Source organism: Achromobacter seleniivolatilans, from assembly GCF_030864005.1.
Classification (GTDB): Bacteria; Pseudomonadota; Gammaproteobacteria; order Burkholderiales; family Burkholderiaceae_B; genus Achromobacter; species Achromobacter seleniivolatilans.
Genome location: NZ_CP132976.1, coordinates 2,971,380 through 2,992,538 on the forward strand (window position 1 = coordinate 2,971,380; position 21,159 = coordinate 2,992,538).

The following is a 21,159-nucleotide window of genomic DNA, read 5'->3' on the forward strand; positions in this document are numbered from 1 at the left end:
CCAAACCTGCCAGTCGTCGTAGCTGTCAGGGTTTTGCGGCGGATCCGGTATAGGCGGGCACGGCTCCGCCAGGCTGGTATCCAGCGGCGGCACCTCGCGCGGCACGTACTGCGTCGGTGAGATTGCGCACCCGGAGGTCATCAGGACGGCACCCAGCAATAAGAGGTTTCGCATTTTTCAGTGCCTTAGTGATTTCGCCCACGTGGGCTGGAAGTGTGCGGGCGTCTGCCGCAGCGCGTGCCGCGGCCGCCGCGATCGCGCCAATGTCGCCCCTGACAGCGTCCAGTACGGCGGCATTCGTGTCGGCTCTGACCTGCTGCTGGTCGCGTTGCAGTTCGGCAATTTGAACGTCCTTGCGCCAGCCCTGCGTGGTCCAAGCCGCGCCGCCGGCAATCAGCGCGCCGGCCAGCGCCGCCATGGCGTAGCCCTTCCACCCAACGAGCGCTTGGCCAAGCTTGGCCAGGGCGGTCATGCCTGGCCTCGCCAATCGCGCGGGATCTGGAAGTGCGGACCGTCCTTGAACGACTTCCAGTCGCCGCCCCACTCAACCGGCACACCTAGCACTGCGGCGCAGTCCTTCACCACTCTGGCGAGATTGGCGAAGGACTGCCAGTCGTTCCAAGGGATAACGCCCCGCACCAGCGGAGCCAGGTCGACGGCGTGGCCGAGACCATCGGCCTGCGGAAGGTGGTAGCTGTTCATCGTCTGGCTGGCGCCTTTCGTGACGTACTCGCGCTGCTGCGCCAGCGTCCGTACACCCTCCACGACAGTAAAGTCCACATCCGTTCGCTGGATCGCTAACTGCACAACCGCGATCAGGTCCGGATGGACGCCGACCAAACGAATCAAGCTGCGCTGTGAAAGTTGGAATTGACTCATTTCGGGTCGCCTCCAAGCTTGAAGGAAATGAGCCGCCGCGCGGCCAATTCCAGTACCTGTTCGCCAAGAATCCCCAAAGCTGCGCCTGCGCCCACAAGAACGGGCAACGGCGCTTCTGGATAGGGAATCAGCAACAAGAACACCACCATCGATAGCGCGCTTCCCAGAATCACGCGGCCGACGACAACACGCCAAGACAGCGCCTCTTTATTTGTCAGCGCCCGGCCCACTGCTACCAGTGCGCCCACGCCGGCCAGCCATGCGAGGGTTCTTTCCCAATCGTTCATAACGTCCCCTATAGACGAAAAAAATCCCGCACGCGGCGGGTAGAATTACAACTGGACTCACTAGATCGGCTAATCATCATGCTGGCTTACGCCTTGGATCACATTCGCGGTTTGTGGCACCGGCTTACCTACCAGCCGCCGCGTCCGACCGATCGCGTCGCTTATCTTGTCGGATGGGAAACCGCGAAAGACTCCCCCGACGACAAGCCGAACCCCTACCCAGAAGGAACCGAGAAACATCATTCTTGGTATTGGGGGTTCCAAGATGCCCGTAGCGATTCTCGGGACACTTGGTAGCGATCAGTTCATATAGTTGAAGCCCTGCATCTTTGTTCGAACGTACGGTTCCCAAAGAAGATGCCCTGCCTCATCAGGATGCACACCGTCACCAAAGTTGGCCGGTGTTAGCGGCGCCTCATACCCGTTGATAAATTTCGCCCCTTCCTGGCTGCAAATGTCGGCGATGAGGCCGCCCCACTCAACGATATTCCACGCGCCGTCGGCTTTCATTGGCCGGTTGGCACCGTCAGACCGCCAGAGTGGCGTCATGCCTACCACAGCCAAGCCGTGAAATTTTGCGGCGCGCACCATCCCCCGATAAGAGGCGATAAATTCTGCGCCACTCACGCTTGTCTGCGCCCAGTCATTCGTACCTAGGGCGATGATCAGACCCTTCGCCACCGGAGGCCCTGACACTCTCAAGATCGTGGAGAAATTGGACGCCCAGCCAAACATTGGCACATTGCCGTCCGCTACCCGCGCACCACCCCAAGATAGGTTTTGGATGTAGCAGCCGGTGTTTTTGGCAAGGTTGGTCGTAATCAGATTTTCAGCAGACTGGCGCACTGGAGGCGATCCGATAAAGATGCCAGCACTGGTGGAGTCGCCCACGTATATCCAACGGTCTCCGGCATTCATTAGCTAATCTCCTTTCGGCTGCGCCGGGCGCGCCATTGATTCCTGGATCGCAAGCGGCAGGCCATTGAAATAGGTCAACCAGCGCGGATCATCAACCTCAACACTCCCCTGGTTCGGATATACCTTTTCATCCTGGACACAACCAAAGGTCGCCACAATTTCCTTCTGCTCAGCTCCAGAGAACTGGACGAAAAACTCTTCCATAATGCACTCCCTAGAATGCGTATCCGGTGATCCCGATGTAGGCTGTCATCGTTCCGGCCGTCACAGTGGCCGTGTAGAAGATCGTTTGAGGCGTTTGAAGCTGCACGTTGCTGTACGGAGCGGAATAGGCGGTCGCCGCCACGCTGATTTGCGGATTGAAAAGTTGCACACCAACAGAACCGCTGGTAGCAACGCTGCTAGATCCGGCAGTAGGCGTCGACGAACTCAAGGCGATATACCCTGACACGGCTTTTGCATTCAACGGAACTGCGCCAGCAATCGAAAGGGATGTAGCGGTAGGCCGCTGAGTGGACGAGCTGAGCACGCCTTGCACTTCGATGCTGACCTGACGTCCCTGCTGGAATCCAACAACAAATTGGCGGCTCGCGTTCGTGGGCCAGACGCTCAACAGTGCAGAGGCGGTAAAACCGGCCGGCATGTTCGCGCCGCCGTAGACCTCGGGCGCGGCGGTGGCCGTCGCGTTCACCGCCAACAAGGCCGCCGTGCCGGTTGCAGGATTGAAGATCACATATAGCGCGACATATCCGCTCACGGGTGCCAGGCCAGTGTCCATACCGCCGGCGCCCACCGACGACAGATTGATAGGCAGGTTGAGCGCCGACAAGCGATAGGCCTGCCCTGTAGTGCCCACGCCTACAGTCACCTGCCCAGCAGTCAAAGATGCCGCGGCAGATGCCGCCAGCACGCTCATGCGCACGCCCGAAGCGGAACCTACCACTGGGCTGAATACGGTACTGGCTTCGCCGAGGGTCTTGGGTGATATCAACGCCGACGCATTGGCAAGGGCCCGCGCCTGGGCGGTGGTGGCGAGACCTGAACCCATCGGCGTCCAGTTTGCTCCAACCGCGCCGGGGGTCGTCGTGTTGTTGTCGATGTCCGAGCGGTAGACCGCCCCGCCGGACGCCACCTGAGCGCCGAGCGGCCAGCCGCCATCAATAGCCTGCCAGGTGGCGAATCCGTTTAGCTGAATATCCCCCAAACCCTCGGTGACCTCCCCGATGATCCCATTCATTTCAGCCCGGCCAATGGGCCGATAGTTCGCGTTGTCGTTAGGCAGTTCATAGTCCGTCGTCCAACCGGATTGCAGCGAAACCTTGCCATCAGGCTGATCTGCCGTGGCCAACGATTCTTTGTCGCCCGTGGCCGCGAACGGCGTCTTGTAGATTCGAGTAGCCATTTACGCTCCGAAGTTTCCGTTTTCAAAGTTGAGATGATTGGGGCCAAAGCCCCACGACGGTTTGACCTGCACTGTCCAGCCCACCCGGACCGTCGAGGGCCGGGGCAGAATGTCCGTCTTCTCCAGAAGTCGGCGCAGCCTGTAATCCGGCGTTTGGGTGAAAAAGAAGGTGACGAGGGTCATGTCATAGCTGTCGGCCACATAGGCGGCGCCATCACCGAATACATTCGCCAGGGCCTGATTAATGTTTGGCGCAGTGGGCCGCATGGTGAGTTGGAACCATCGCAGCTTTAGCAACTTGCGTGCGGACTCGATGTCAAGACTCACCTGACCATCGGAGGCGCGCCCGAAATTGCCGTTGCCGAAGTTTTTATTGGTGGTGCCAAAGCCGAACACGCCTTCCACGCGGCGCGACTCGCCAATCTCTAGCGAAACGCCCAGGATGCGCGCCCACACTACCAGGCCGAACTCGTTGGCCGTATCTAGGTCGAAAACGTCTCGATGCCAGTTGCGCCAGAAATCACCCTGATGGCTGTCGATCCATGCTTGATCATTTCTTGCTAGGGCCACCGCGCGCGGCGCCCCTTCGTACTGCCAGAGGATCGACCGCATCAAGTCGACAGCAAAGTCGAACTGCTGGGTGCCGCTCATGCAATCACCACCTGGATGGAACTGCGCTGCGTGCGCGCAATTTGATTCGGGTTGATATCCATAGAGTCGGAAGACCAAACGCCCGACCCGACCACGGATAGCTCCACCTTCTTCACGAAGATGCTTGCCTCCTGCTGATTGATGGCGCTTGCGATTTCAAACGTAGAAACGTCACTCCCGACGACGAAGCTGACGTCGCCGTCTATATCGCCGTCGACATAGTTCATCACCAGGTCAGGGATCAGCTGCTGCACGTCCAGTGTGCTTTCCCGCACAGTTACCCGAACCAGAAGAATCACTTCAGTTGGCCGGTCGAACTTGACCTCGTACAGCCGCCCATTGATCGGGTCAGGAACGGCAACCACGACCGCGCCGTTATACCCACCGCCGACAGTCTTGGTTTCGAACAGTGCCTGCGCGACCTCCTGATCCGTTCCGCCTTCTACGCACGCCCAAATGCTGTGCTTACGCAAAGGGATGCCGTCAATGGTCTGGTCGACGTCGGCGTAGTTTTCTAGGTAGTAGCACGAGCGGACGCCCTCGATGTCATACAGCCGCGCCACGATGGCCTCGTTGATCGATGTCGTCTGCAGGGCCAGAGTCTGGGCTCGACGCCGGCGCAGAAGCACGTCGTTTTCTTCTCGCCGGCCCGGAATTGCGGCAGCCGGGTTGGTGATGCTCTCCCAGCCCAGCACACTGGAGGCCACAGTACTGAGGCCGCCAGGCGGTACGATAATCTCGCCATCCTGCAGTGCGCGAAGGTTTGCCGTACCCCCACCGCTGGCATCCAGCACCACGGTGGTCACGATCTGGAACTGCTCGCCTTGTTGGGTCTCTGCGATGGATCCAGCCGGCACGTTCGTGCCAGGAACACCGCCAAGCACCGCGCCGACTATCAGGGACCGGACGCTGCTCCGGCGGCGGCCGCCGGTCAGCGCCATCAGAGAATCCAAAAACACGCCACCCGATAGCGCTGGGTTGATCTGATTGGCCAGCTCGGCATTGTTGCGTGCGATCGCATCGCGTTCTTCCGTGATGCGGGTAATCAACTGCCCCTGGGGGGTTGCCGGGTCCGTCGGCATATCTTCGCCAAAGACCGCCCTGAACTCGGCCTCAACTTGCGCACGAGTGGCCGCCGTATCAGCGACGATGACGCCGCGATTCTCGAGGAAACTGTAATCAGCCATTGATCGTTACCGTGCCGTAGGTGGTTTGTAGCGTTGCCGTGTACTTCAGCGTCTCGCCTTCAGTCTGGGTGGTCAGGCTCACGATGCCCGTGACATCCGGCGTATCAAGCAGCCGACGCCGCAGGGACGCTTCGAACTGCGCCAGGTTCGGCTGTTTGCTGAACGCCTCGCGCAGGAACGGGATGCCCTCGTCATAGGCGTGGATCATTTCCGCACGCGCCGTGGCCGCGAAGTGCCTTGCCTCCTGCGCCACCGCATCGCGATCAGACACCATCGCAAGGTTGCCGTTAGGCAGCGTCACGAAGTCATTGTTTTCGTCGGTCTGAAACGAAATCATCCTGCGACCCCTCCTGAAGTGCTTGGCCCGTTCTGCACGTTCGTGTGACCGTGGCTCTTATCGATGCGCACCCCGTCATGGTCCATGCCGTGGTCCGCCCGGATGGGCTGCTCGAAATGCGTCGGGCATTTCACCGTCATGGCTTCCGTCTCCACAACGAACTCCCCGCCCTTCAAGACGATCTTGCCGTCGTGCAGGGCCAGGCAGGTGGTTCCGTCCATGGACTGCAGGACGAGTGCGTCCGCATTCTCGCCGTTGATTGCCCAGTCTTTGATCGTGTCAGGAAAGAACATGGCATCAGAGAAGGAATGCAGCCGCTCCGTATTTGGCCAGTCCTCCCGCCCACCGCGCTGGAACATTAGAGACACGTCCCGGTCGTTCGCTTTAAGCCAGCCGAAATCACCCTGCTTGATCGGAAAGCGCATGAAGAAGCCGCCACCGCCAAACCGGAAAACCGGAATGTTCGGAATGCTGCCGCGCGAGATCTTCTGGCCGTCCGTTGTGCCGACCATGATGAGTGGCTTGATAACCGCCCGGTTCGACGCGTCGTCGTAGGACACAACCTGGGCCGGCAGCATGTCGTCCAGGTTCTCCCGGATGAATGAGCGGATCCAGGACTTCAGGACGCCTGAAAGGCTTCCTTCGTCCGCGCCATCGATATTGGGGGCTAAAGTCGGCTGCATGTCGCTTGATAGAAAAATGGGTCGTCGTGGCTGGCCACGTCGAACTTCAGCTGGTCAATCTTGTAGTCGCCATTAAGCGACCGGTTGAACTTGCTTTCCAGGCGCAACGTGCCGCCCAGAACAGACTCGCCGTCGATCAGGTAGGTGACCTCCACGCCCTTTTCGGTCGCCTTGGGAATGCCCACCATGCCGCTGTTCATGTTGAGGATCTTGACCCGGCCGCGCGCGGCCTTGTCGAAGTCCTGCACGATGAGACGTGTATCGTCCACGAATGCCCTCACACCACCAGCTTCAGCCAGGCGGTTGACCTGACCCAGCGCCCCGCCGGTGTAGGTGTAGTTCGCAATCAGTTTGTCCAGCGCCTGGAAATCCAGCGTGACGCCAATGTCCGTGGCGATACCCGAAGCGATCGCGGAGAGCTTAGAGGTCGCCTGCGCACTCTTGGACACCACCACACTGTTTGAAGCATTGCCGGTCTTGGACTTCAGGACGATATCCACGTCAGGCGGCCCGCTAGGTTCCGCGCTGATGATGTCGCCCGTGTAGACCTTGAAGAGACCTGTGGACACCCGGCCGACCTCGACAATCAGCCGCTTCGGCGTCCGGTTTTTGTTAAACGGGCTCGTCTCCGTCAGCAGAAAGTCCCGCGTCTCCCGGCGTAGGTTCGAGATAGTGACGCTGCATTCATTCTGAGTCGCGTTGGCATATTTCGTGCCGCTTGCCTTGATACGCATCCCACCTGCGGCGCTGTAGTAATTCATGCGGCCCGACACCTCGATCCCCACCCTGATCGCGCGTAAATCAATCATTTATTCCGACCTCTTCCGGATCCAGATACACGAGGGACTGTGACCGTCCGAACTCTTCCCACCACGGCAATTCATAGTCGCGCGTGAGAATGGCGAAGTTGCCCGCATGGCTGAGATAGCGATACGGCAAAATTGGGTGCTCTGCAACGATTCGCTGCCCTCGCACCAGATCCTGACCGTCCCGCTTGACGTCTGCCAGCATCGTCCCGCGCGCGACCTTGATGGCCAACTCCCACAGAACCCCGTTGATCGTGAATGAAAATTCTTGATTCGGTACTGGTAGAAGGCTTATGTCTCTCACTTGAATACTCCACTCAGGACGCTGCCACCTCTGCTGGATTCCTGCGTCGTCTGCTGGCCGCGCTTGACAGTGCTGGACTGGCTTTTGTTCTCAACTTTCGCCGGCGGCAATTCGCCGAACTCAGGCTTGACCTCAACCCATTCCTGCATCCGAACCGGCAAGTTGATTGCTGTGCCCAGCTCGGGCGTCTCGTCATGGGGAATATCCAGTATCAGCATGTTCTCGTACGACCGAACCTTGGTCTGTACGATCAACAACTTGTTTTGGTCGAACGCCTGGCGAATGTTTTCGAACTGGTTCCGCGTGTCATCGGACAGCAGAAAATCCACCTGGATTTCTGTCAGCTCGCGCACAACGTGGTCGGACCGTTCGGTGCCATCCTCGACAGCAAACTTGGTGGCACGCTTTGACTCTTTGACGGACACCCGCATCGGCTCGGCAGAGGTGAAGATCACCTGAGCGCTTTCAGCGTCGAGAATGGCCACCCGTTGCTGCGTGGACGTTGAATAGCTATCGGACAGCTGCATTACCGGTTCACTCCACTTGCAGAATCAGCCTGCAGATTCTTGAGTTCGCCCTTCAGTTCGCCACCGATGGATTGGCTGATGCCCTGGGCGTCGGTCGCCTGCGTCTGCACGGTCACTTGCCCGACCTGGACATTCGTTTCGGTGCGCGTGTTGCTGGCGTTGGAGATTGCGTTCGACGTAACCGAGTTCACTGGGTTTGCCGCAGCTTGGTTGAGCTGCTCCTGCGCCGCCTTCATGTTTTGGTCCGCTTTGGCCTCCGCGTCGGACACTCCCCTCGACACGGTCGTCGCGTTCACCTGAATATCGTCACCGCCGCCGAACCCAAGCCACTTCCCAATCTTCTTGATGACGGATGAAACGCTGTCGAACACGCTGCCCACATAGGCCCAGGCGTTCTTTACAACCTTGACGATCGCATCAAAGATGTTGCTGATGCTGGCGCCCATCGCTGCAAAGGCATCAATTGCTTTTTTCGGAAAGCCCTTGATAGCCTCCCAGGCCGTGCCAATGGCCTCAACAATCCACTTGAACGCAGCCTTAACGGCCTCAGCCATTGCCTTGACCGTCTCGCCGACGATTGGATACTTCTCCGAGATCTGACCGATCAGCGAATCATTCCCGTCCAGGAAGTTCATCACATCGTCGTAGAGCAGCGCGAACAGGGCGATCACCGCAACGATGGGCAACGCAACCGCCAGAAACGGCGCGATCAGCGCCCAAACGGCGACAGCAGCAGCCCACACCGCCGGCGTAAACACCACCGCCAGTACGCCAGCCAGGCCGATGAAGAAGCCCTTCACGAACTGTTCATGGGCGCGCACCCATTTGATCACCGCGTCGAATTTCTCGATCACCCAGGTCAGAGCTGGCAAGAGCGTGTCAGAGATGCTGTCACGCACACTGCCTGATGTTTGCTTCAGACCCGCCATGGCTACGGTGTACCGCTGGGCACGTTCGACAGAATCCTGAGTAACGACCCCTTGTTGCTTCTGCGCCCGCATCAGGCTGTCTAGCTCTTGCCTTCCCTTGAACAGCAGGTCGATAGTCTTCCGGTCAGTAATTCCAACCCCAGACAGCATGTCTTCAGCTTTCCGGCGGTCCTTGCCTTGGATGGCACCCGCTAGGTCGCCCATGAGCTGCATGGTGCTCTTGATCTGCCCATCGGCCCCCTTGAGCGATACTTTCAGCGCGCCAAAGGCCTTCGCTTGGGAACTGTTGACGTCCTGCAAGGCGTCATAGGACGACTTAGCCAGCCCCTCAAGGGAAGCTTGAGCGCCCTGGGCGTCACCGCCTAGAAGCTCAACAGACTTGCCCAGCGCGTCCACATCGCCCACGGCGACACCGGCGGATTCGCCCACCTGCCGCACCTGCTCGACGAACTGGGCACGCTCCACCGCGGCGCTCAACGCTTTGGAAGCCGCCACTGCCGCAAAGATCACACCGCCGATGCGAGCGAAAGACCCCTTGATCTTGTCCTCCATCAGCTTGGCCCGGCCCTCCGCAGAGGTCAGACTTTTGCCAAACTCGTCCACCTTCTTTTCGGAGTTATCGACCGCCTTGTCCAACTGGGAATTGTCGGCATTGATGATGTAGGTCAGCGCGTCCAGCAATGCCATGTCACTTCCTCTGTTGAGCTTCCGCCGCGCGGATTTCGTTGACCTTGTTGGTCGTGGCGATTTCCCAAAGGTCCATCGCCTCCTCTAGGTCTATTTCTGTTTTGAGCTCGGCGAGTCGGGCGAGGCCGGAACTGACAATTGATCCAATAAAGGGGTCAGCATTGGCGTAATCGATAGGAGCAACTTTTCCAGCAGGCAGTCGAGGAAACCGCGCTGCCCGCCGAGTCCGAAAAAACCGGTGTTCTCGTCGATCATCTCGACTTCCAGCTTCATCAACTGGATGCCGTCATCGACGTGGTTGTCGATCAGGGCTTGGGTTGTCAGCCGCTGCTCGCGGCCATCAAGGTCGACTGCCACAAAACACATGAGTTTCTTCATGACCTCTTCAGAGGTCCCGTAGTCGCCCAGCTTGGGAATGTTCGACAGCGGGTACTTGGCGATTACCTCTCGCGCCACCGTGGCCGGCAGCCGGGAAATGGTGAATGCCTTCTCGACGCCGTCACGGTTCTTGACCATGATGACGCGGGGCTTGATCAGATCTGCCATGGTTTGCCCTTATGCGCGGGTGCGGGAAAGGTTCTGGAACGCGAACGTGTAGGACTTGGACTTGATGCGGCCGGCAGATGCTGGCGAGTTGCCGGGCATGCCGTTGGTCATCTTGCCTTCGCTGAGTGTCAGGCTTGCACCGTCCGGATACGTCCCGACGATTGTGATTTCGTCGCGCGCGTGGCGCTTGTTCTTGGCGGCGCGGTTTGCTTCGAAAATGACGGCGAGATTGTTGTCTGCCTCGCTGCCAGGGATGACGTTCAAGGTGATGGTGATGGGCGTCGGCGCGCTGAAAGTCACCAGGTCACCATTGACAGTCATCGCTGGCGTCGCGATATCGATGGCCGGTAGGTCGAACGGATCCGCGTCGTCGGCGAATTCGGTGATCGTGAAGCCGGACGGGAAGGACTCACTGGCCACGCAGCGCAGCGCAACCCCGATAGCGGAAATATCGTACATATCTGATCCTCAAAAGAAAGACGGCCCGCAGGCCGCCCAAAGTGTTAACTGTCCGGTCAGACCAGGTTGTGAGAGCCGTCCACCTTCCGGACCATGTCACCCTTGGAATAGACCAGCGTGTACTTGGCCGCGTACTCGGTCACACCAGACTCGCCAGTTGATTGCTCGATGCGCACGTCGTACCAGTAACCGTTGTCTTGCACGTCGTGCCAGGCCAGCGGGTCGTTGGTCAATTGCGTCACCGCGACCTTCTGCAGCTCGGTCAGGGTCTTGCCGATCAGGATGGTGCCGTTGTTCAGCGCTTTGTTGACCCCACCCTGGATGATTGCCATCACCATGCCGCGGCCGTCGTTGTTGGCCGGAATCTTGTTCGTCGTCAACAACAGGCTCATCAACTGCGCCGTCATGTACGCCTTGAGCCATTGCTCGTTGGCGTGTACTGACATGTCCAGCGGCGCCGTAACCCCGCCCATCAGGTAGCCCCGCTGGAAGAACGAGATCTTCTGGCCAGCGCTGGCCGTCAGGCCGTAGTAGTTGACCCGGCGCGCGTCGTAGAAGTCCGCCATCTGATCGTCGGTCACGTCGGACGTCAGGGTCACCCCGGACTGGCGGTACATGTAGTTGATCGTCGCGTTCGTACGGTCGTAGTCGGTAGCCGCCATGACTGCCATCGGCAGCGCTTCTTTGTACTCACCAGCCGCACTATTCAAGATCAGGCCGTTCGAAGCCGTGCCGATCATGGCGGCATTCCAGGTATCGGCGGTCACCGAATCAACCGACCAATACATCTGATACTTCACGTTCTCGCCCGACACGTACTCCGCCAGGGGGAGCGCGTCTTCCAAGTCAATCGCCACACCGAAGGATGCTGACCCGAAGGAATCGGTGACGTTCTCGGCCGCGCGGAAAGCCTGAAGCGGCGTCATCGCGACGGAACCGGGCGAGCTGATCGCCTGAGCGCCCTGGAGCGCCAACATTGCACCAATGTCGTTTGCAGTCGTTGGGGATACGACAATAGCGCCGGGCCCGGACACTGCCGATTCCACCGTGAACGATCCAGCGATGGCATCGTACGTGACGGTAGCCGCGGTGCCAGATTGGGCGGTCGCAGCAGTGGCAATCGCAGTCGTGACAAGCTGAGCCACGTTGGTCAAGCTCGTGGCGGCTGTCAGATCCACAGCGGTAAGCGCGTAGGCGAATTGGCCAACCTTGATGTTCATCTCGCCAGCGGTGACGGCCTTGAAATCCGCGAGACTGGCCGAGATACGAAATCCGTAAACGCGGCCGGGGCGGGCGACGTCCGGATAGGCCGCAAACTGCAGCTCCGGGGCTTGGGATGCGGGTGCCGGGCTGATGTAGGAGAAGAGCTGGCGCGCGAACGCCGCCTCGGGCGAGTCCGAGCCGAAGTAGTCGTCGGCGCCGCCGGGGCGCACCGACACGATCTGGCCGACGGGCACGCGCGGATCAGTGGTGAAGCGTCGGCCAGTCAGCTGCTGCTGGGCGACAGCATTGGCGCCGATCACCGCGCTGATGATTCGGACGTAGCGAGACATCTTGATGGACATGTCTTTTCCTCAAATGCGATGGATGCCCGACACAACCTGCTCGATGTGCGCCGTGGCCTGGGTGATATTGCGTTGGTGGGTGAAGATGACCGTGAAATTCGGGTTGAAATCGAAGTTGTCGCGCTCGTTGACGAACGACGGGATCACGATCTCTGTCGCGCGCTGCACCCCAATTCCCTCGGCCGTCATGGCCTGCGCGAATCGCATCGACTGCAGGACACCACGGACTACGGACAGCACATCGGACGCCAACAACTGATCCGGCGCCGCCAGATCGTCCTCGACGAACGCCTGAAATTGGTACATCGACTCATTGATCTGAGACTCCGTCGCGGTCAACGCGGCGCCGTCGTCCTGGTACTTGCGCGACTGCCAGCCACGCTTACCGCGATTTACCGGGAAGAAGTAAATCCCGTCATCGACGCGGCCTTGCTTGGTTGGCTGGAACGCCGCCAGGACGGGCAGGCGAATGCCCTGCTCTGCCAGCAGCATGAGCAACGCAGCCCGCACTGTCGCCTCAAGCTTCTTTTGCTTCATGCGGCCCCCACGTCCACGCAGAGGATGCCGCGCCAACCGTCCCGCGTGTACCAGTCGGCGCCGCCCACCACGTCGTGCCGCCGGCCATCGTGGATGAGCTGGTCCGGTGCCGCGCCCCGTTGCACGCTGTCCACGGGGTTGGACGTGTACAGGTTGAAATAGCGCTTCGCCGTATCCAGACCCAAGTCGCGGATGGTCGATTCGCCCACCGGCTGCCAGGATCCCTGGATCGGCAGGGGCGGCTCATACTCGTTCACCCACTGGCCCCGCTCGTTCTCGATGCGACCCTTGAATTTCAGCCAAACCGGCGACTGTTGGGCGATCACACCAGCAGCCAAGGCAAATACATTGATACCTGGAATCACGTTTTATCCTCCACGACGTGGCTGACCGACTGGATCATCTGGCCAGTGTCGACCAGGGGCTTCTTGGATACACCGGGCGTTTTCTTTCGGGCTTGCCGCGCTTCCAGCGTTGTCTTCTTCAGGCCCGGAGTAGTCACCCGGCTGATGGTCCGAGCGATGTCGCCGGCCGACCGTGCGCCAAGCGCCTCGAAGGCCTGGGTGATTTCCACGTTGCCATCGATGGCGCCACGGACCGCCCCGGCAATCTGCCGACCCCATTCAGCCTTCTTCTGCTCGGCCGTCGGGCGCATGAACGGGCGGGCGGGGATGTTGCCCTGCGGATACCCATATTCTTGAATAGCAGCCACATAGGCGACGGGCGTCCCGTCGGGATACTTGGCCTCGGGAAAGAAGCCGACACGGATCTGCTTGCTGCCAACGTCATTCAACGTCGCCCGCAGCTTTTCCGTGCCACCTTGGCGTACCACCTTCATCGGGACCTTCCCCCGCGGATGGACAAACCACCCACGTTGCGGAACGCGGCGCGCTCAGGCAGTCCGCCGACGTACAACCCACCGGCCGAGCAGCTCTTGGACAGCGCCTGGAACTGTTGGCCATAGGGCGTGAGATTCAGCCAGTGCGACCAGGAATCGGTCGCCGGCGGTGCCTGGAAGGACACGCTGACCTTGTCGATCGTTGCGGAAGCCAGCGCGCCAGGCGCGCCGCCATTGCCAGCAGCAGCATTCAGACGCAGCTGCAACAGATGCGCCGTGATGAGCATCCACAGCTGCTCGTTGCACTGACAACCGCGCCCGCTGGTGTAGCACTGTCCCCACTCCGCTACGGCCAGCACCACGTCGTCCGTCACCGTGGCGAACATCGGGAATAGGATTCGGAACTTCGCCAGCGGAAAGTCCATGTCAGGCCTCGGCGTCTTTGACCTTGGCGCCGCCCGCGTTACGCTTCTTGGCGGTGGCGGGCGTGTCCTGAGCGGACTTGTCGGCGCCTTCCAGGTTGCGTGCGGCGAACGCCTCCGCGTCCGACTTGTCATGGCTGGCCGCCACGAACCCGTTCTTGAAGTGCGCCTTGAACACGATGTTCTCCTGCAGTAGGTTGAACTCGTCTTCAGAGATCGCGGTGGCCATGCCTTTGGGCGTCACCAGCTGCTTGTTAGCCACGTTGGCCTTGCCAGCGATGAGGACCGATTGGCCATTCTTCAGCTGGTAGCGTTGGTCGTTGCTGAGCGTACTGTAGATATAGATGCGAAACATTTCGACTCCGGAAATGAAAGAGGCCGGGTTTCCCCGGCCCTCTGTTCGAAGCGCGGCGGTCAGGACGCGCTGATGGTCTTGCGAGAGAACGCCCACGGGCGCAACACGAAGATGCCCGCCGTCGCGTTGATGGCGTCTTCGATGTAGCCCTTGATGCGGTTTTCGCTGCCCAGCACCTGGTAGCGCACCGGCACGGCCTGGATCAGGCTTGCGGCCATGATGTCCGACTCGTCCTGCTCGGCCGCGTTCTCGACGAACAGGTAGGCCACGTCCAGGCCACCGTTGGCGTCCTTAAATTCGGCAGTCGTCACCACGCGAGTGTTCGGGAAGTTCTCGTTCAGCCATTGGCGGAACGTCATACCCGAGGCCGCAGGGCTGTACACGCTGAAAATCGAGCGGTAGCCGGTCGGCAGCACGAGCACCATCTTGGCCGTGTCCTTAAGCTCGCCGCCCATCTGGGTTTCGAGCTGGTTGTACATGCCCGTGTACTCAGAGACCAGTTGGTCGAAGTTCGCGGTCAGCCACGGCGTGGTGGCCGAAACGTAGGCCGGCAGGCTGGGATCGTTCAGCAGGCCGTACACGTTCGAATCGGGCTGGTTGAAGCCGTAGAAGCCGACCTGGTTGCGGCTGATGTCCAGCGACTCGGTGGCGGCGCGGCGCTTCTCGTCGGCGGCTTGATAGCCGATGGCGGCCTGGCGGGCGTCTTCCAGTTTGCCGACCTGAAAACCCTGCTCGAAGCGCACGATGCCGCGCGATTCGATCGACTGGCGGTAGTCGGCCAGCGGAATGTTGGTCGTGTCGCCGTACAGCTCGGCTTTCGCGACCGGTTCAGCCACCCGCAGGCTGATCATCTCGTCTTCCCAGCGGCCGACGGTCGTGATACCTGCGATTTCGTCGATGTTGCGCACCTGGGTGACCACGCGCAGTGTGCCGGGCAGCCAGGTTTGCAGCATGTGCGAGAGCATGGCGCCGTTGGTAACGGCTGGACCGGTCAGGGCCGAGTCCATGGAACGCAGGCCGACGCCCAGATTGTCCAGGTCTTCAAAGCCGATCTTGGCGTCCTTGCCGACCTTCACCGCACCACGCGAAACGGCCAGGCGGCCGCTCATGTGCATGTGCACCTTGGATTGAGTTTTTGCCATGATGTCTTGTTCCTTTAATCAGGGCGTGACGGGCGCGGTCGGCAACTTCACCAGACCATTCAGGGCGATAACCGCGAGGCGCGGGGTCTCGGCGCTGGGTTCGTGGCGGGCAATGTGCGCGCCGGGGATGACGGTTCCGGTCTCACCCGACGAGATGATGCCGGTGGCCGGATCGAACGACAGAGGCAAGCCGATGTTGCCGTCGTTGCCCAGTTGAACGTTCACCTCACCCATCGTCAGGAACTCGCCAACCGTGCCGTTGCGAGCGTAGGTGACGTCGATCGCATAGGCCTTGGGGTTGATCAGGATGCCCGCGAAGGCGCCCGTGCCGCCCACTTCGACGGTATCGGTGCCGGCCTTGTAGGTGAAGGCGCGGCCGAAGACGTTTTCGGTCTCGTCGGCCGAGTCGATGATCGCCGACGCGGCGCGGGTGGGGCCGTCATGGCTGATGTTGCCGGGGATGCCGGACAGCAGGTAGGTTCGTGCGGTGTTCGGAATCATTGCTTCTGGCTCCAGAGCTTGGCGGCCGTATCTTCGGCGCGCACGGTTTTGGAATCGCTGACGATCTTGTCGGCGTCGGACTTTGCGGCTTGCAGGTAGCCCAGCAACACCGCGTGCTCCGCGCCGTCTTGCGCCTTCAGGCCCAGTTTTTCGACGGCATAACGGGCCACATGGTCAGCGGACACCAGCAGCGCGCTGTCGAAGGCGCCAATGAACGGCGTCACGCGCTTGACCAGTGCATCGCGGTCGGCGATCTGTTTGATCACCGCGCTGGCGTCGTTCGCCTTGACCTGGGCTTGCAGACCCGTGATCAAGCCGGACACCTGCGAGTCGGCGACACGCTTGGCAATCTTGTTCTTGGCGGCGCCCAGTTTGGTCATAGCCGCGTCCAAGGCCTTCTTGCTGTCGGCAGTCGGGGCCGACTTCACTTCCTCAGCTGCGGCCTGCACTTCCTCGAGGGCAGCTTGCACCTCTTCGATCGCAGCTGTTGCCGATTCAACGGCGCTGGTGGCCTCTTCGGCGGCAGCTGCAGTCTGCTTCACAGCATCCTTTTCTGCCGGTGTCACCGCACCAGGGGCGGCGGCCGGGTCCGCATCTTTGACAGGTTCCTTGTTGGGGTCATTGTCCGAGCCAGCGGCGGCGGCTTTGTCCGCCAGCACCTGCTCGATCAACGCCCGAATCTGTTCGAGAATTTCGGGGGTCAATTCCATTTTGATGAACTCCGCTGAGTCGTATGTGATGGTTAGGCAGTCCTGTACAGCCAAGTCCGGCCCCGTCCTGCCCTCTTTCACGGTTGCCAGATGATTGAACCGAAGGTCGCGCTGGATGGCGTGGTACTTCTTGCCATCGAACGCGCCTTCGGTAAATTCGTATCGACAGCGGTAGCTGGGCGACAGCTCCACCTTGCCGCGGTCGATCAGGTTCTTCATGAACTCCGAATAGACCTTGACGCTATTGCGCAGGTACGGATATTCGAAGCGCGCTGTCTCGCCCGTAGTGCCCTGCACTCCCTTCTTCTCGGCCGGGGTTCCGTCCTTGCCTAGGAACTCGTGTTCGTCGATCCAAGGCACCAGGTTGGCAGAGGCGATCGTCTCGGGCTTCTCCAGCTCTTCCTGCGGCCGGTACACCTGGTAGATGCGATCAGGCTCGGGCGCGCCGATCTCGCTACCGAGGTACGGGAACACACCCACCTTAGTGATCGGGTTGTCGCGCACCAGCAGGTAGCCGTTGACGTCAGTTTGTCGGTTGCTCATCGAGGTACTCGGTAAAGTCAATGACCGGCCGCATACGGCACCGGCAGTTGATCAACTCACCGGGAAATCCGCGCTGCCCTGTTCTCTTGTCGATGATGGGCGGCTCATCCATGCTGAATGTCTGCCCGTCGTATTCAACGTGCAGTGACCGAGGCTCCGCCCCGCCGCCGCTGTGGATCCATTCGAACTTCTTCACGCCGGCGGACTTCATCCGCTCTTCGTTCATCGCCGAGGTGATCTTGCGTGTCTGGTCGACCGCAATCAGCTTGGCCCTGTGCTTCGTGACCTTGTTCAGGCTCTTGATCTCTTCGAAGATCTGGCCAGCGCCCTGACCGCCCGACTGGATTGACCGCAGGACGATGCCCTGTATTCGCTCCTGAAACTGCGCCGGGATGCTTTTGATCAGCCCCACGTTCTCCGCAGTGCTGGCCAGAACCTTGTCGTACAACGAGGCCGGCATCGTGAACGTCTTGATGGTCAACCCGCCAGACATGTCCCGCAGCGACGCACCCAGGTTCTGCTTGGAAAACTTGTCCACCTGGCCAATGGTCCGGTTGGCCAGCGGCCCGGCCTTCTCCGCAAAGGCCTTGCTCCACTTCTTCCCAAGATCTCCCAGGATGCGCCGCGCCTGAGTGGTCACGCTCTCGTCCTGAGCAACCTCGGGATTTGAGCTATACAGACCACGCAGCGCCCGGTCGTATTCGGCCAGCATGCCCTCGATCAACGACGACAGGCTGGACCGGTACCGCTCTTCAACGGCTACCGGGTACGCCAGCACCGAGCCCTTGAACTGGCTGGCCTGTTGCTGCTGCCCCCAAGCCTGGCGCCGCTTCGTTACCATTCTCTTGGCCATCTACGAACTCGGCTTTTTCAATGTTGTGGTAATCGCTTTCGCGGTCTTCCCTCAGCCGGTTGCGGATATCTTCCGCATCAATGGCTCCCGTGTTGAACAGCACGCCGTCACGGTCGGCCTTGAGCTTGTCGATCTCCGCCCACTCCTTGGCGGTCGGGCTATCAACCGGAAGCCATTGGATCTGAACCTTGCTCGGCAGCGTGATGCTCTCGGACTTGGCGAGCAGCTGGTAGTGCCGCTTCAGGATCGGGGTCATGTCGTTCGACTGGATGCTTTCCAAATGCTCCCGATACACCGAACGCTCATACTCTCCAGCCGCATTGAATCCCTTTGGCTGGGTTTGAAGGATCTTGGTAGCAGGCACGCCGGCGACTGCCGCCGCCAACTGAAACTGGGTCATGATGACCGTGTCCACATCGCCAAGCGCCGTGTCGAACTGCTGAGTCGTCTCGTCTGCGCCTCCGACCTTTACGCCGTAGTTGTCCCGGTAAGCGACCCACTCGGCGAGGTTCTTCTCCAGTTCGTCGCGATTGCTGAGAGCCCCTTCTCCAACGCCCAGCACCGTGAGGCGCTTGGTCATCAGCAACTGCGGGCCCTCGTTCGCGCTGCGCTCGGCCGCATACGCCCGCTCCATCATGCGCTGCGGGACGCTCACACCCATGTAGCGATAATGGGGCTTCAGGTAGTCCGGCACCGGGTACGGCACGAAGATCCGCAGATGAGACTTGTGATAGACCCGGTCCTTGATCTTCCAGAACGTCGGCTCGTAGTAGCTCTGACTCGCAGGGTCGTTGAGGTTGTCCTCGGTCAAGACCGGAGTAACCCAGTTCGGGTCAATCTGCGACATACCTCGGTACGTGCCAGGCTGTACTCCATCCAAATTGAACGGAGCCTTGTAGTACTCCTCCGGGTTCGCTGCCTCGACATCGAACAACACAAGGCGGCCACCGTACACTCGTCCGAAGTTCACCAGCTCGCGCAGATGTCGCTCCACGCCAAACCGCTCGTCCTGTTCCTTCAATGTATCGGCAGTCTTTACGTCCCCACACATAAGAAGGAACCCGTTTCGAACGGCGTCCCGCGCCGGCATGCTGCACGCCTCGCCAATCAGCCAGTTCGTGGCCAGCATGGCGCACGCCTGATAGCCGATGAACATGCTGCCGGCCGCGTAGAACCCCAGCTGGGCCTCGTTGACCTGCGTGAAGCTGGCCATCTTAGGCGTCGGACGCTCCCCGATGTATCCGTTGTCTGATGCCACAGTGGGCGCACCGTGGGGCTGCTCGAACGCCGGGAACTCGAACGCCGGGCGCACCTTGTCTCCCAATGGGTGATGGGTCGAGAAAAGGCCGCGCCGCTGAACCTTGGGCTCCGGGCGCTTTTTGAACCAGTCAAAGAATTTCATCCGAAGAATCCGCGCTTGCGCTTGATCATGGGCTGCAACGCATACCGCGTCGCGTCCATGTAATGGTTGTTGGCGTCCACGATGTCTGTAAGCACATCGCCCGTCAGGCGGTCCACCTTGTAGCTGTACAGCCTAGCCTCACGCAGGGTCTGCACGCAGCGCGGGTGGATGACCAGTTCCTTGTAGGAGCGCAGGTGGGCAATGCCATCCTCAACGCTGCCCTTCCACTTCTCAACGCCTTGGAGGCGCGGGAGGTTGGCACGCTGGCCGTCCCTGCCCTTGCTCTTCACGTGGCTGATCGTCTCCGGCCTGGCCGAGTCCGCACGGGTCACGTGCTGCTCAATGCCTGGCAGGCGGGCGACCATGAACGCCGCGATGTCGTCGTTCTCGAGCCCGATCTTTCCGGCCTCGTGCTCGACCCACAGCCGGTGGTCATGCACCCAGAGCTTGACGCCGGCGGTCGGGTCCTGGCTAAAGCCCCAGTCCAGACCGAAGTACGGGCCATCCCAACCAGCCGCCGGGTCGAACTCTGCAACCCTGTACTTGCCGGCCAGGATCTGCGCTTCGCTATTCTCGCGGTAGGCGCCGTCCCAAATCCAGGCATAGGTCTGGTCGTCCAGGCGCTCGCGGTCATTGCGGCGCTCCTGCTCCAGCACATCGGGGAACCAAGGGTTGTCCGTGTAGTTCAGCTCGACGATCTTGGAATTCGGCGGCGGATTTTTGACGAATCGCAGATCGGTCGGGCTGCCGTCCAGCTCCGGGTTCCAGGTCAGCCAGACTTCGGAATCGTTCTCCCGCACCGTCGGCAGCAGCTTCTGGTACGCGATCTCGCTGACGTTCTCCGCCTCGTCTATCCATGCAATCAGCACCCGCGCCTTGGACTTAATGCTGTCCAGGTTGTGCCGCAAGCCCGCGAAGGTGTACGAGACACGGCGGTTGCGCGTGCGGATGAACTTCTCGCCGATCTCGAAGTAGGCATCGAGCCAAGGCACTGAACGGATAGCCTGCTTGACCTCCTCCATAGAGGAGTCTTCCAGGCTGTTCATGTACTCCCGGCCGCACAGGACCACACCCGACACGTCGGCCTGGGCGAACATGTATGCCCGCACCGCCGTCATCAGCGCGAAGCTGCGAGTCTTTGCGCTACCGCGGCCGCCTCTTGCCCCCCTGTACCGCGCCGGCCCGGAGAACACCGGGATCAGCTTTGGGGGGAGTTCGATGTTAGCCGTCGTCACCTGGGGCAACCAATTGGATCGTCGTGGGCATGGTGGGGATCGGCCCACCGTTGGGGCCGCTGAGTTCGCGCTTGTTTGTGAACATGCCGCCGCTTTCCTTGGCGGCCTGTTCGAGTACTGACGCCGCAGCCACGACGTTGCCACGCTGCATGTGCCGTTCGTAGATCTTGCTCAGAGCCCGAAGCCGGAACGACTGTTCAGCTATTGGGATCTTGGCCGCTTCCGCCCTGAATGCGTCACGTGTACTCTCGAACAGGTCCCGCCACTTCTTGGCCAAGCGGCTACCAGACACCTTCGTCGGATCGTATTGCGCGACGTGCGTGCGTGGCACCTCGATGCCGAACTGCTCTCGCAGCAGCTCCGAAACCTCTGTCGGCGTGTCCCAGCAGGCCAGGGCTTGCACGATGACTTGCTTGTGCGCATCGTTCAACTTCGCCATACCCACATCCCAAAG

29 protein-coding genes are annotated in these 21,159 nt (G+C 60.5%); all 29 read right to left on the reverse strand.

What is annotated here, in order from left to right:
• Positions 1-25 precede the first annotated feature (25 nt).
• Positions 26-472, reverse strand: coding sequence for a hypothetical protein (locus tag RAS12_RS13225; protein WP_306950571.1), 447 nt, complete (start codon positions 470-472; stop codon positions 26-28).
• Positions 469-879, reverse strand: a complete 411-nt coding sequence (locus RAS12_RS13230) for a M15 family metallopeptidase (protein ID WP_306950573.1) — start codon at positions 877-879, stop codon at positions 469-471. The genes RAS12_RS13225 and RAS12_RS13230 overlap by 4 nt, the downstream gene beginning before the upstream one ends.
• Positions 876-1,166 carry a phage holin family protein gene (locus RAS12_RS13235; RefSeq protein WP_306950575.1) on the reverse strand — a complete coding sequence of 97 codons (291 nt, stop codon included), beginning with the start codon at positions 1,164-1,166 and terminating at the stop codon, positions 876-878. Before RAS12_RS13235 ends, RAS12_RS13230 begins: the two co-directional genes overlap by 4 nt.
• Before the next feature lie 300 nt (positions 1,167-1,466).
• Entirely contained in the window at positions 1,467-2,084 is a 618-nt protein-coding gene (locus RAS12_RS13240) for an SGNH/GDSL hydrolase family protein (RefSeq protein ID WP_306950576.1), read from the reverse strand.
• A 3-nt stretch (positions 2,085-2,087) separates the two neighbouring features.
• Positions 2,088-2,288 (reverse strand): hypothetical protein, encoded by a 201-nt coding sequence (locus RAS12_RS13245; RefSeq protein WP_306950579.1) that lies wholly within the window; start codon positions 2,286-2,288, stop codon positions 2,088-2,090.
• Between the two features lie 10 nt (positions 2,289-2,298).
• A complete protein-coding gene (locus RAS12_RS13250; RefSeq protein ID WP_306950581.1) occupies positions 2,299-3,486 on the reverse strand; it encodes a hypothetical protein in 1,188 nt (395 codons plus the stop codon).
• Positions 3,487-4,137: a DUF2612 domain-containing protein gene (locus RAS12_RS13255; protein ID WP_306950584.1), complete on the reverse strand. Its 651-nt coding sequence runs from the start codon at positions 4,135-4,137 to the stop codon at positions 3,487-3,489.
• Entirely contained in the window at positions 4,134-5,324 is a 1,191-nt protein-coding gene (locus RAS12_RS13260; RefSeq protein WP_306950586.1) for a baseplate J/gp47 family protein, read from the reverse strand. The genes RAS12_RS13255 and RAS12_RS13260 overlap by 4 nt, the downstream gene beginning before the upstream one ends.
• The gene (locus tag RAS12_RS13265) at positions 5,317-5,661 is read right to left on the reverse strand and encodes a contractile injection system sheath initiator (protein WP_306950588.1); all 345 of its coding nucleotides are present in this window, start codon (positions 5,659-5,661) and stop codon (positions 5,317-5,319) included. Before RAS12_RS13265 ends, RAS12_RS13260 begins: the two co-directional genes overlap by 8 nt.
• Positions 5,658-6,344 (reverse strand): Gp138 family membrane-puncturing spike protein, encoded by a 687-nt coding sequence (locus RAS12_RS13270; RefSeq protein WP_306950591.1) that lies wholly within the window; start codon positions 6,342-6,344, stop codon positions 5,658-5,660. Before RAS12_RS13270 ends, RAS12_RS13265 begins: the two co-directional genes overlap by 4 nt.
• On the reverse strand, positions 6,329-7,153 hold the full coding sequence (locus RAS12_RS13275) for a baseplate hub protein (RefSeq protein ID WP_306950593.1): 825 nt from the start codon (positions 7,151-7,153) through the stop codon (positions 6,329-6,331). Before RAS12_RS13275 ends, RAS12_RS13270 begins: the two co-directional genes overlap by 16 nt.
• On the reverse strand, positions 7,146-7,454 hold the full coding sequence (locus RAS12_RS13280) for a phage baseplate plug family protein (protein WP_306950595.1): 309 nt from the start codon (positions 7,452-7,454) through the stop codon (positions 7,146-7,148). Before RAS12_RS13280 ends, RAS12_RS13275 begins: the two co-directional genes overlap by 8 nt.
• Positions 7,451-7,981, reverse strand: a complete 531-nt coding sequence (locus RAS12_RS13285; protein ID WP_306950597.1) for a phage baseplate protein — start codon at positions 7,979-7,981, stop codon at positions 7,451-7,453. Before RAS12_RS13285 ends, RAS12_RS13280 begins: the two co-directional genes overlap by 4 nt.
• Positions 7,981-9,597: a phage tail tape measure protein gene (locus tag RAS12_RS13290; protein ID WP_306950599.1), complete on the reverse strand. Its 1,617-nt coding sequence runs from the start codon at positions 9,595-9,597 to the stop codon at positions 7,981-7,983. The genes RAS12_RS13285 and RAS12_RS13290 overlap by 1 nt, the downstream gene beginning before the upstream one ends.
• Positions 9,598-9,687: 90 nt before the next feature.
• A complete protein-coding gene (locus tag RAS12_RS13295) occupies positions 9,688-10,143 on the reverse strand; it encodes a hypothetical protein (RefSeq protein ID WP_306950601.1) in 456 nt (151 codons plus the stop codon).
• Positions 10,144-10,152: 9 nt separating this feature from the next.
• On the reverse strand, positions 10,153-10,602 hold the full coding sequence (locus RAS12_RS13300; protein ID WP_306950603.1) for a phage tail fiber protein: 450 nt from the start codon (positions 10,600-10,602) through the stop codon (positions 10,153-10,155).
• A gap of 56 nt (positions 10,603-10,658) precedes the next feature.
• Positions 10,659-12,167: a DUF3383 domain-containing protein gene (locus tag RAS12_RS13305; protein WP_306950605.1), complete on the reverse strand. Its 1,509-nt coding sequence runs from the start codon at positions 12,165-12,167 to the stop codon at positions 10,659-10,661.
• Positions 12,168-12,176: 9 nt separating this feature from the next.
• The gene (locus RAS12_RS13310) at positions 12,177-12,704 is read right to left on the reverse strand and encodes a phage gateway protein (RefSeq protein WP_306950608.1); all 528 of its coding nucleotides are present in this window, start codon (positions 12,702-12,704) and stop codon (positions 12,177-12,179) included.
• Positions 12,701-13,069, reverse strand: coding sequence for a phage collar protein (locus RAS12_RS13315; protein ID WP_306950610.1), 369 nt, complete (start codon positions 13,067-13,069; stop codon positions 12,701-12,703). The genes RAS12_RS13310 and RAS12_RS13315 overlap by 4 nt, the downstream gene beginning before the upstream one ends.
• The gene (locus RAS12_RS13320; protein WP_306950612.1) at positions 13,066-13,542 is read right to left on the reverse strand and encodes a phage virion morphogenesis protein; all 477 of its coding nucleotides are present in this window, start codon (positions 13,540-13,542) and stop codon (positions 13,066-13,068) included. Before RAS12_RS13320 ends, RAS12_RS13315 begins: the two co-directional genes overlap by 4 nt.
• Entirely contained in the window at positions 13,539-13,967 is a 429-nt protein-coding gene (locus tag RAS12_RS13325; RefSeq protein ID WP_306950614.1) for a DUF4054 domain-containing protein, read from the reverse strand. The genes RAS12_RS13320 and RAS12_RS13325 overlap by 4 nt, the downstream gene beginning before the upstream one ends.
• Before the next feature lies 1 nt (position 13,968).
• Positions 13,969-14,319 (reverse strand): hypothetical protein, encoded by a 351-nt coding sequence (locus RAS12_RS13330; RefSeq protein ID WP_306950616.1) that lies wholly within the window; start codon positions 14,317-14,319, stop codon positions 13,969-13,971.
• Positions 14,320-14,378: 59 nt separating this feature from the next.
• Positions 14,379-15,461: a major capsid family protein gene (locus tag RAS12_RS13335; protein WP_306950618.1), complete on the reverse strand. Its 1,083-nt coding sequence runs from the start codon at positions 15,459-15,461 to the stop codon at positions 14,379-14,381.
• Between the two features lie 18 nt (positions 15,462-15,479).
• Entirely contained in the window at positions 15,480-15,962 is a 483-nt protein-coding gene (locus tag RAS12_RS13340) for a structural cement protein Gp24 (protein WP_306950620.1), read from the reverse strand.
• Complete coding sequence (locus tag RAS12_RS13345) at positions 15,959-17,215, reverse strand: DUF2213 domain-containing protein (protein ID WP_306950623.1); 1,257 nt, start codon at positions 17,213-17,215, stop codon at positions 15,959-15,961. The genes RAS12_RS13340 and RAS12_RS13345 overlap by 4 nt, the downstream gene beginning before the upstream one ends.
• Positions 17,196-18,068 (reverse strand): phage head morphogenesis protein, encoded by an 873-nt coding sequence (locus tag RAS12_RS13350; RefSeq protein WP_306950624.1) that lies wholly within the window; start codon positions 18,066-18,068, stop codon positions 17,196-17,198. The genes RAS12_RS13345 and RAS12_RS13350 overlap by 20 nt, the downstream gene beginning before the upstream one ends.
• Complete coding sequence (locus RAS12_RS13355) at positions 17,968-19,470, reverse strand: phage portal protein (RefSeq protein WP_306950626.1); 1,503 nt, start codon at positions 19,468-19,470, stop codon at positions 17,968-17,970. Before RAS12_RS13355 ends, RAS12_RS13350 begins: the two co-directional genes overlap by 101 nt.
• A complete protein-coding gene (locus tag RAS12_RS13360) occupies positions 19,467-20,753 on the reverse strand; it encodes a PBSX family phage terminase large subunit (RefSeq protein ID WP_306950627.1) in 1,287 nt (428 codons plus the stop codon). Before RAS12_RS13360 ends, RAS12_RS13355 begins: the two co-directional genes overlap by 4 nt.
• Positions 20,692-21,144, reverse strand: coding sequence for a DUF2280 domain-containing protein (locus tag RAS12_RS13365; RefSeq protein WP_306950630.1), 453 nt, complete (start codon positions 21,142-21,144; stop codon positions 20,692-20,694). The genes RAS12_RS13360 and RAS12_RS13365 overlap by 62 nt, the downstream gene beginning before the upstream one ends.
• Positions 21,145-21,159: the final 15 nt, after the last annotated feature.

Coding starts and splice junctions, on each gene's coding strand:
- RAS12_RS13225 (WP_306950571.1), bottom strand. CDS start 472: ATGACCGCCCTGGCCAAGCTTGGCCAAGCGCTCGTTGGGTGGAAGGGC.
- RAS12_RS13230 (WP_306950573.1), bottom strand. CDS start 879: ATGAGTCAATTCCAACTTTCACAGCGCAGCTTGATTCGTTTGGTCGGC.
- RAS12_RS13235 (WP_306950575.1), bottom strand. CDS start 1,166: ATGAACGATTGGGAAAGAACCCTCGCATGGCTGGCCGGCGTGGGCGCA.
- RAS12_RS13240 (WP_306950576.1), bottom strand. CDS start 2,084: ATGAATGCCGGAGACCGTTGGATATACGTGGGCGACTCCACCAGTGCT.
- RAS12_RS13245 (WP_306950579.1), bottom strand. CDS start 2,288: ATGGAAGAGTTTTTCGTCCAGTTCTCTGGAGCTGAGCAGAAGGAAATT.
- RAS12_RS13250 (WP_306950581.1), bottom strand. CDS start 3,486: ATGGCTACTCGAATCTACAAGACGCCGTTCGCGGCCACGGGCGACAAA.
- RAS12_RS13255 (WP_306950584.1), bottom strand. CDS start 4,137: ATGAGCGGCACCCAGCAGTTCGACTTTGCTGTCGACTTGATGCGGTCG.
- RAS12_RS13260 (WP_306950586.1), bottom strand. CDS start 5,324: ATGGCTGATTACAGTTTCCTCGAGAATCGCGGCGTCATCGTCGCTGAT.
- RAS12_RS13265 (WP_306950588.1), bottom strand. CDS start 5,661: ATGATTTCGTTTCAGACCGACGAAAACAATGACTTCGTGACGCTGCCT.
- RAS12_RS13270 (WP_306950591.1), bottom strand. CDS start 6,344: ATGCAGCCGACTTTAGCCCCCAATATCGATGGCGCGGACGAAGGAAGC.
- RAS12_RS13275 (WP_306950593.1), bottom strand. CDS start 7,153: ATGATTGATTTACGCGCGATCAGGGTGGGGATCGAGGTGTCGGGCCGC.
- RAS12_RS13285 (WP_306950597.1), bottom strand. CDS start 7,981: ATGCAGCTGTCCGATAGCTATTCAACGTCCACGCAGCAACGGGTGGCC.
- RAS12_RS13290 (WP_306950599.1), bottom strand. CDS start 9,597: ATGGCATTGCTGGACGCGCTGACCTACATCATCAATGCCGACAATTCC.
- RAS12_RS13295 (WP_306950601.1), bottom strand. CDS start 10,143: ATGGCAGATCTGATCAAGCCCCGCGTCATCATGGTCAAGAACCGTGAC.
- RAS12_RS13300 (WP_306950603.1), bottom strand. CDS start 10,602: ATGTACGATATTTCCGCTATCGGGGTTGCGCTGCGCTGCGTGGCCAGT.
- RAS12_RS13305 (WP_306950605.1), bottom strand. CDS start 12,167: ATGTCCATCAAGATGTCTCGCTACGTCCGAATCATCAGCGCGGTGATC.
- RAS12_RS13310 (WP_306950608.1), bottom strand. CDS start 12,704: ATGAAGCAAAAGAAGCTTGAGGCGACAGTGCGGGCTGCGTTGCTCATG.
- RAS12_RS13320 (WP_306950612.1), bottom strand. CDS start 13,542: ATGAAGGTGGTACGCCAAGGTGGCACGGAAAAGCTGCGGGCGACGTTG.
- RAS12_RS13325 (WP_306950614.1), bottom strand. CDS start 13,967: ATGGACTTTCCGCTGGCGAAGTTCCGAATCCTATTCCCGATGTTCGCC.
- RAS12_RS13330 (WP_306950616.1), bottom strand. CDS start 14,319: ATGTTTCGCATCTATATCTACAGTACGCTCAGCAACGACCAACGCTAC.
- RAS12_RS13335 (WP_306950618.1), bottom strand. CDS start 15,461: ATGGCAAAAACTCAATCCAAGGTGCACATGCACATGAGCGGCCGCCTG.
- RAS12_RS13340 (WP_306950620.1), bottom strand. CDS start 15,962: ATGATTCCGAACACCGCACGAACCTACCTGCTGTCCGGCATCCCCGGC.
- RAS12_RS13345 (WP_306950623.1), bottom strand. CDS start 17,215: ATGAGCAACCGACAAACTGACGTCAACGGCTACCTGCTGGTGCGCGAC.
- RAS12_RS13350 (WP_306950624.1), bottom strand. CDS start 18,068: ATGGCCAAGAGAATGGTAACGAAGCGGCGCCAGGCTTGGGGGCAGCAG.
- RAS12_RS13355 (WP_306950626.1), bottom strand. CDS start 19,470: ATGAAATTCTTTGACTGGTTCAAAAAGCGCCCGGAGCCCAAGGTTCAG.
- RAS12_RS13365 (WP_306950630.1), bottom strand. CDS start 21,144: ATGGCGAAGTTGAACGATGCGCACAAGCAAGTCATCGTGCAAGCCCTG.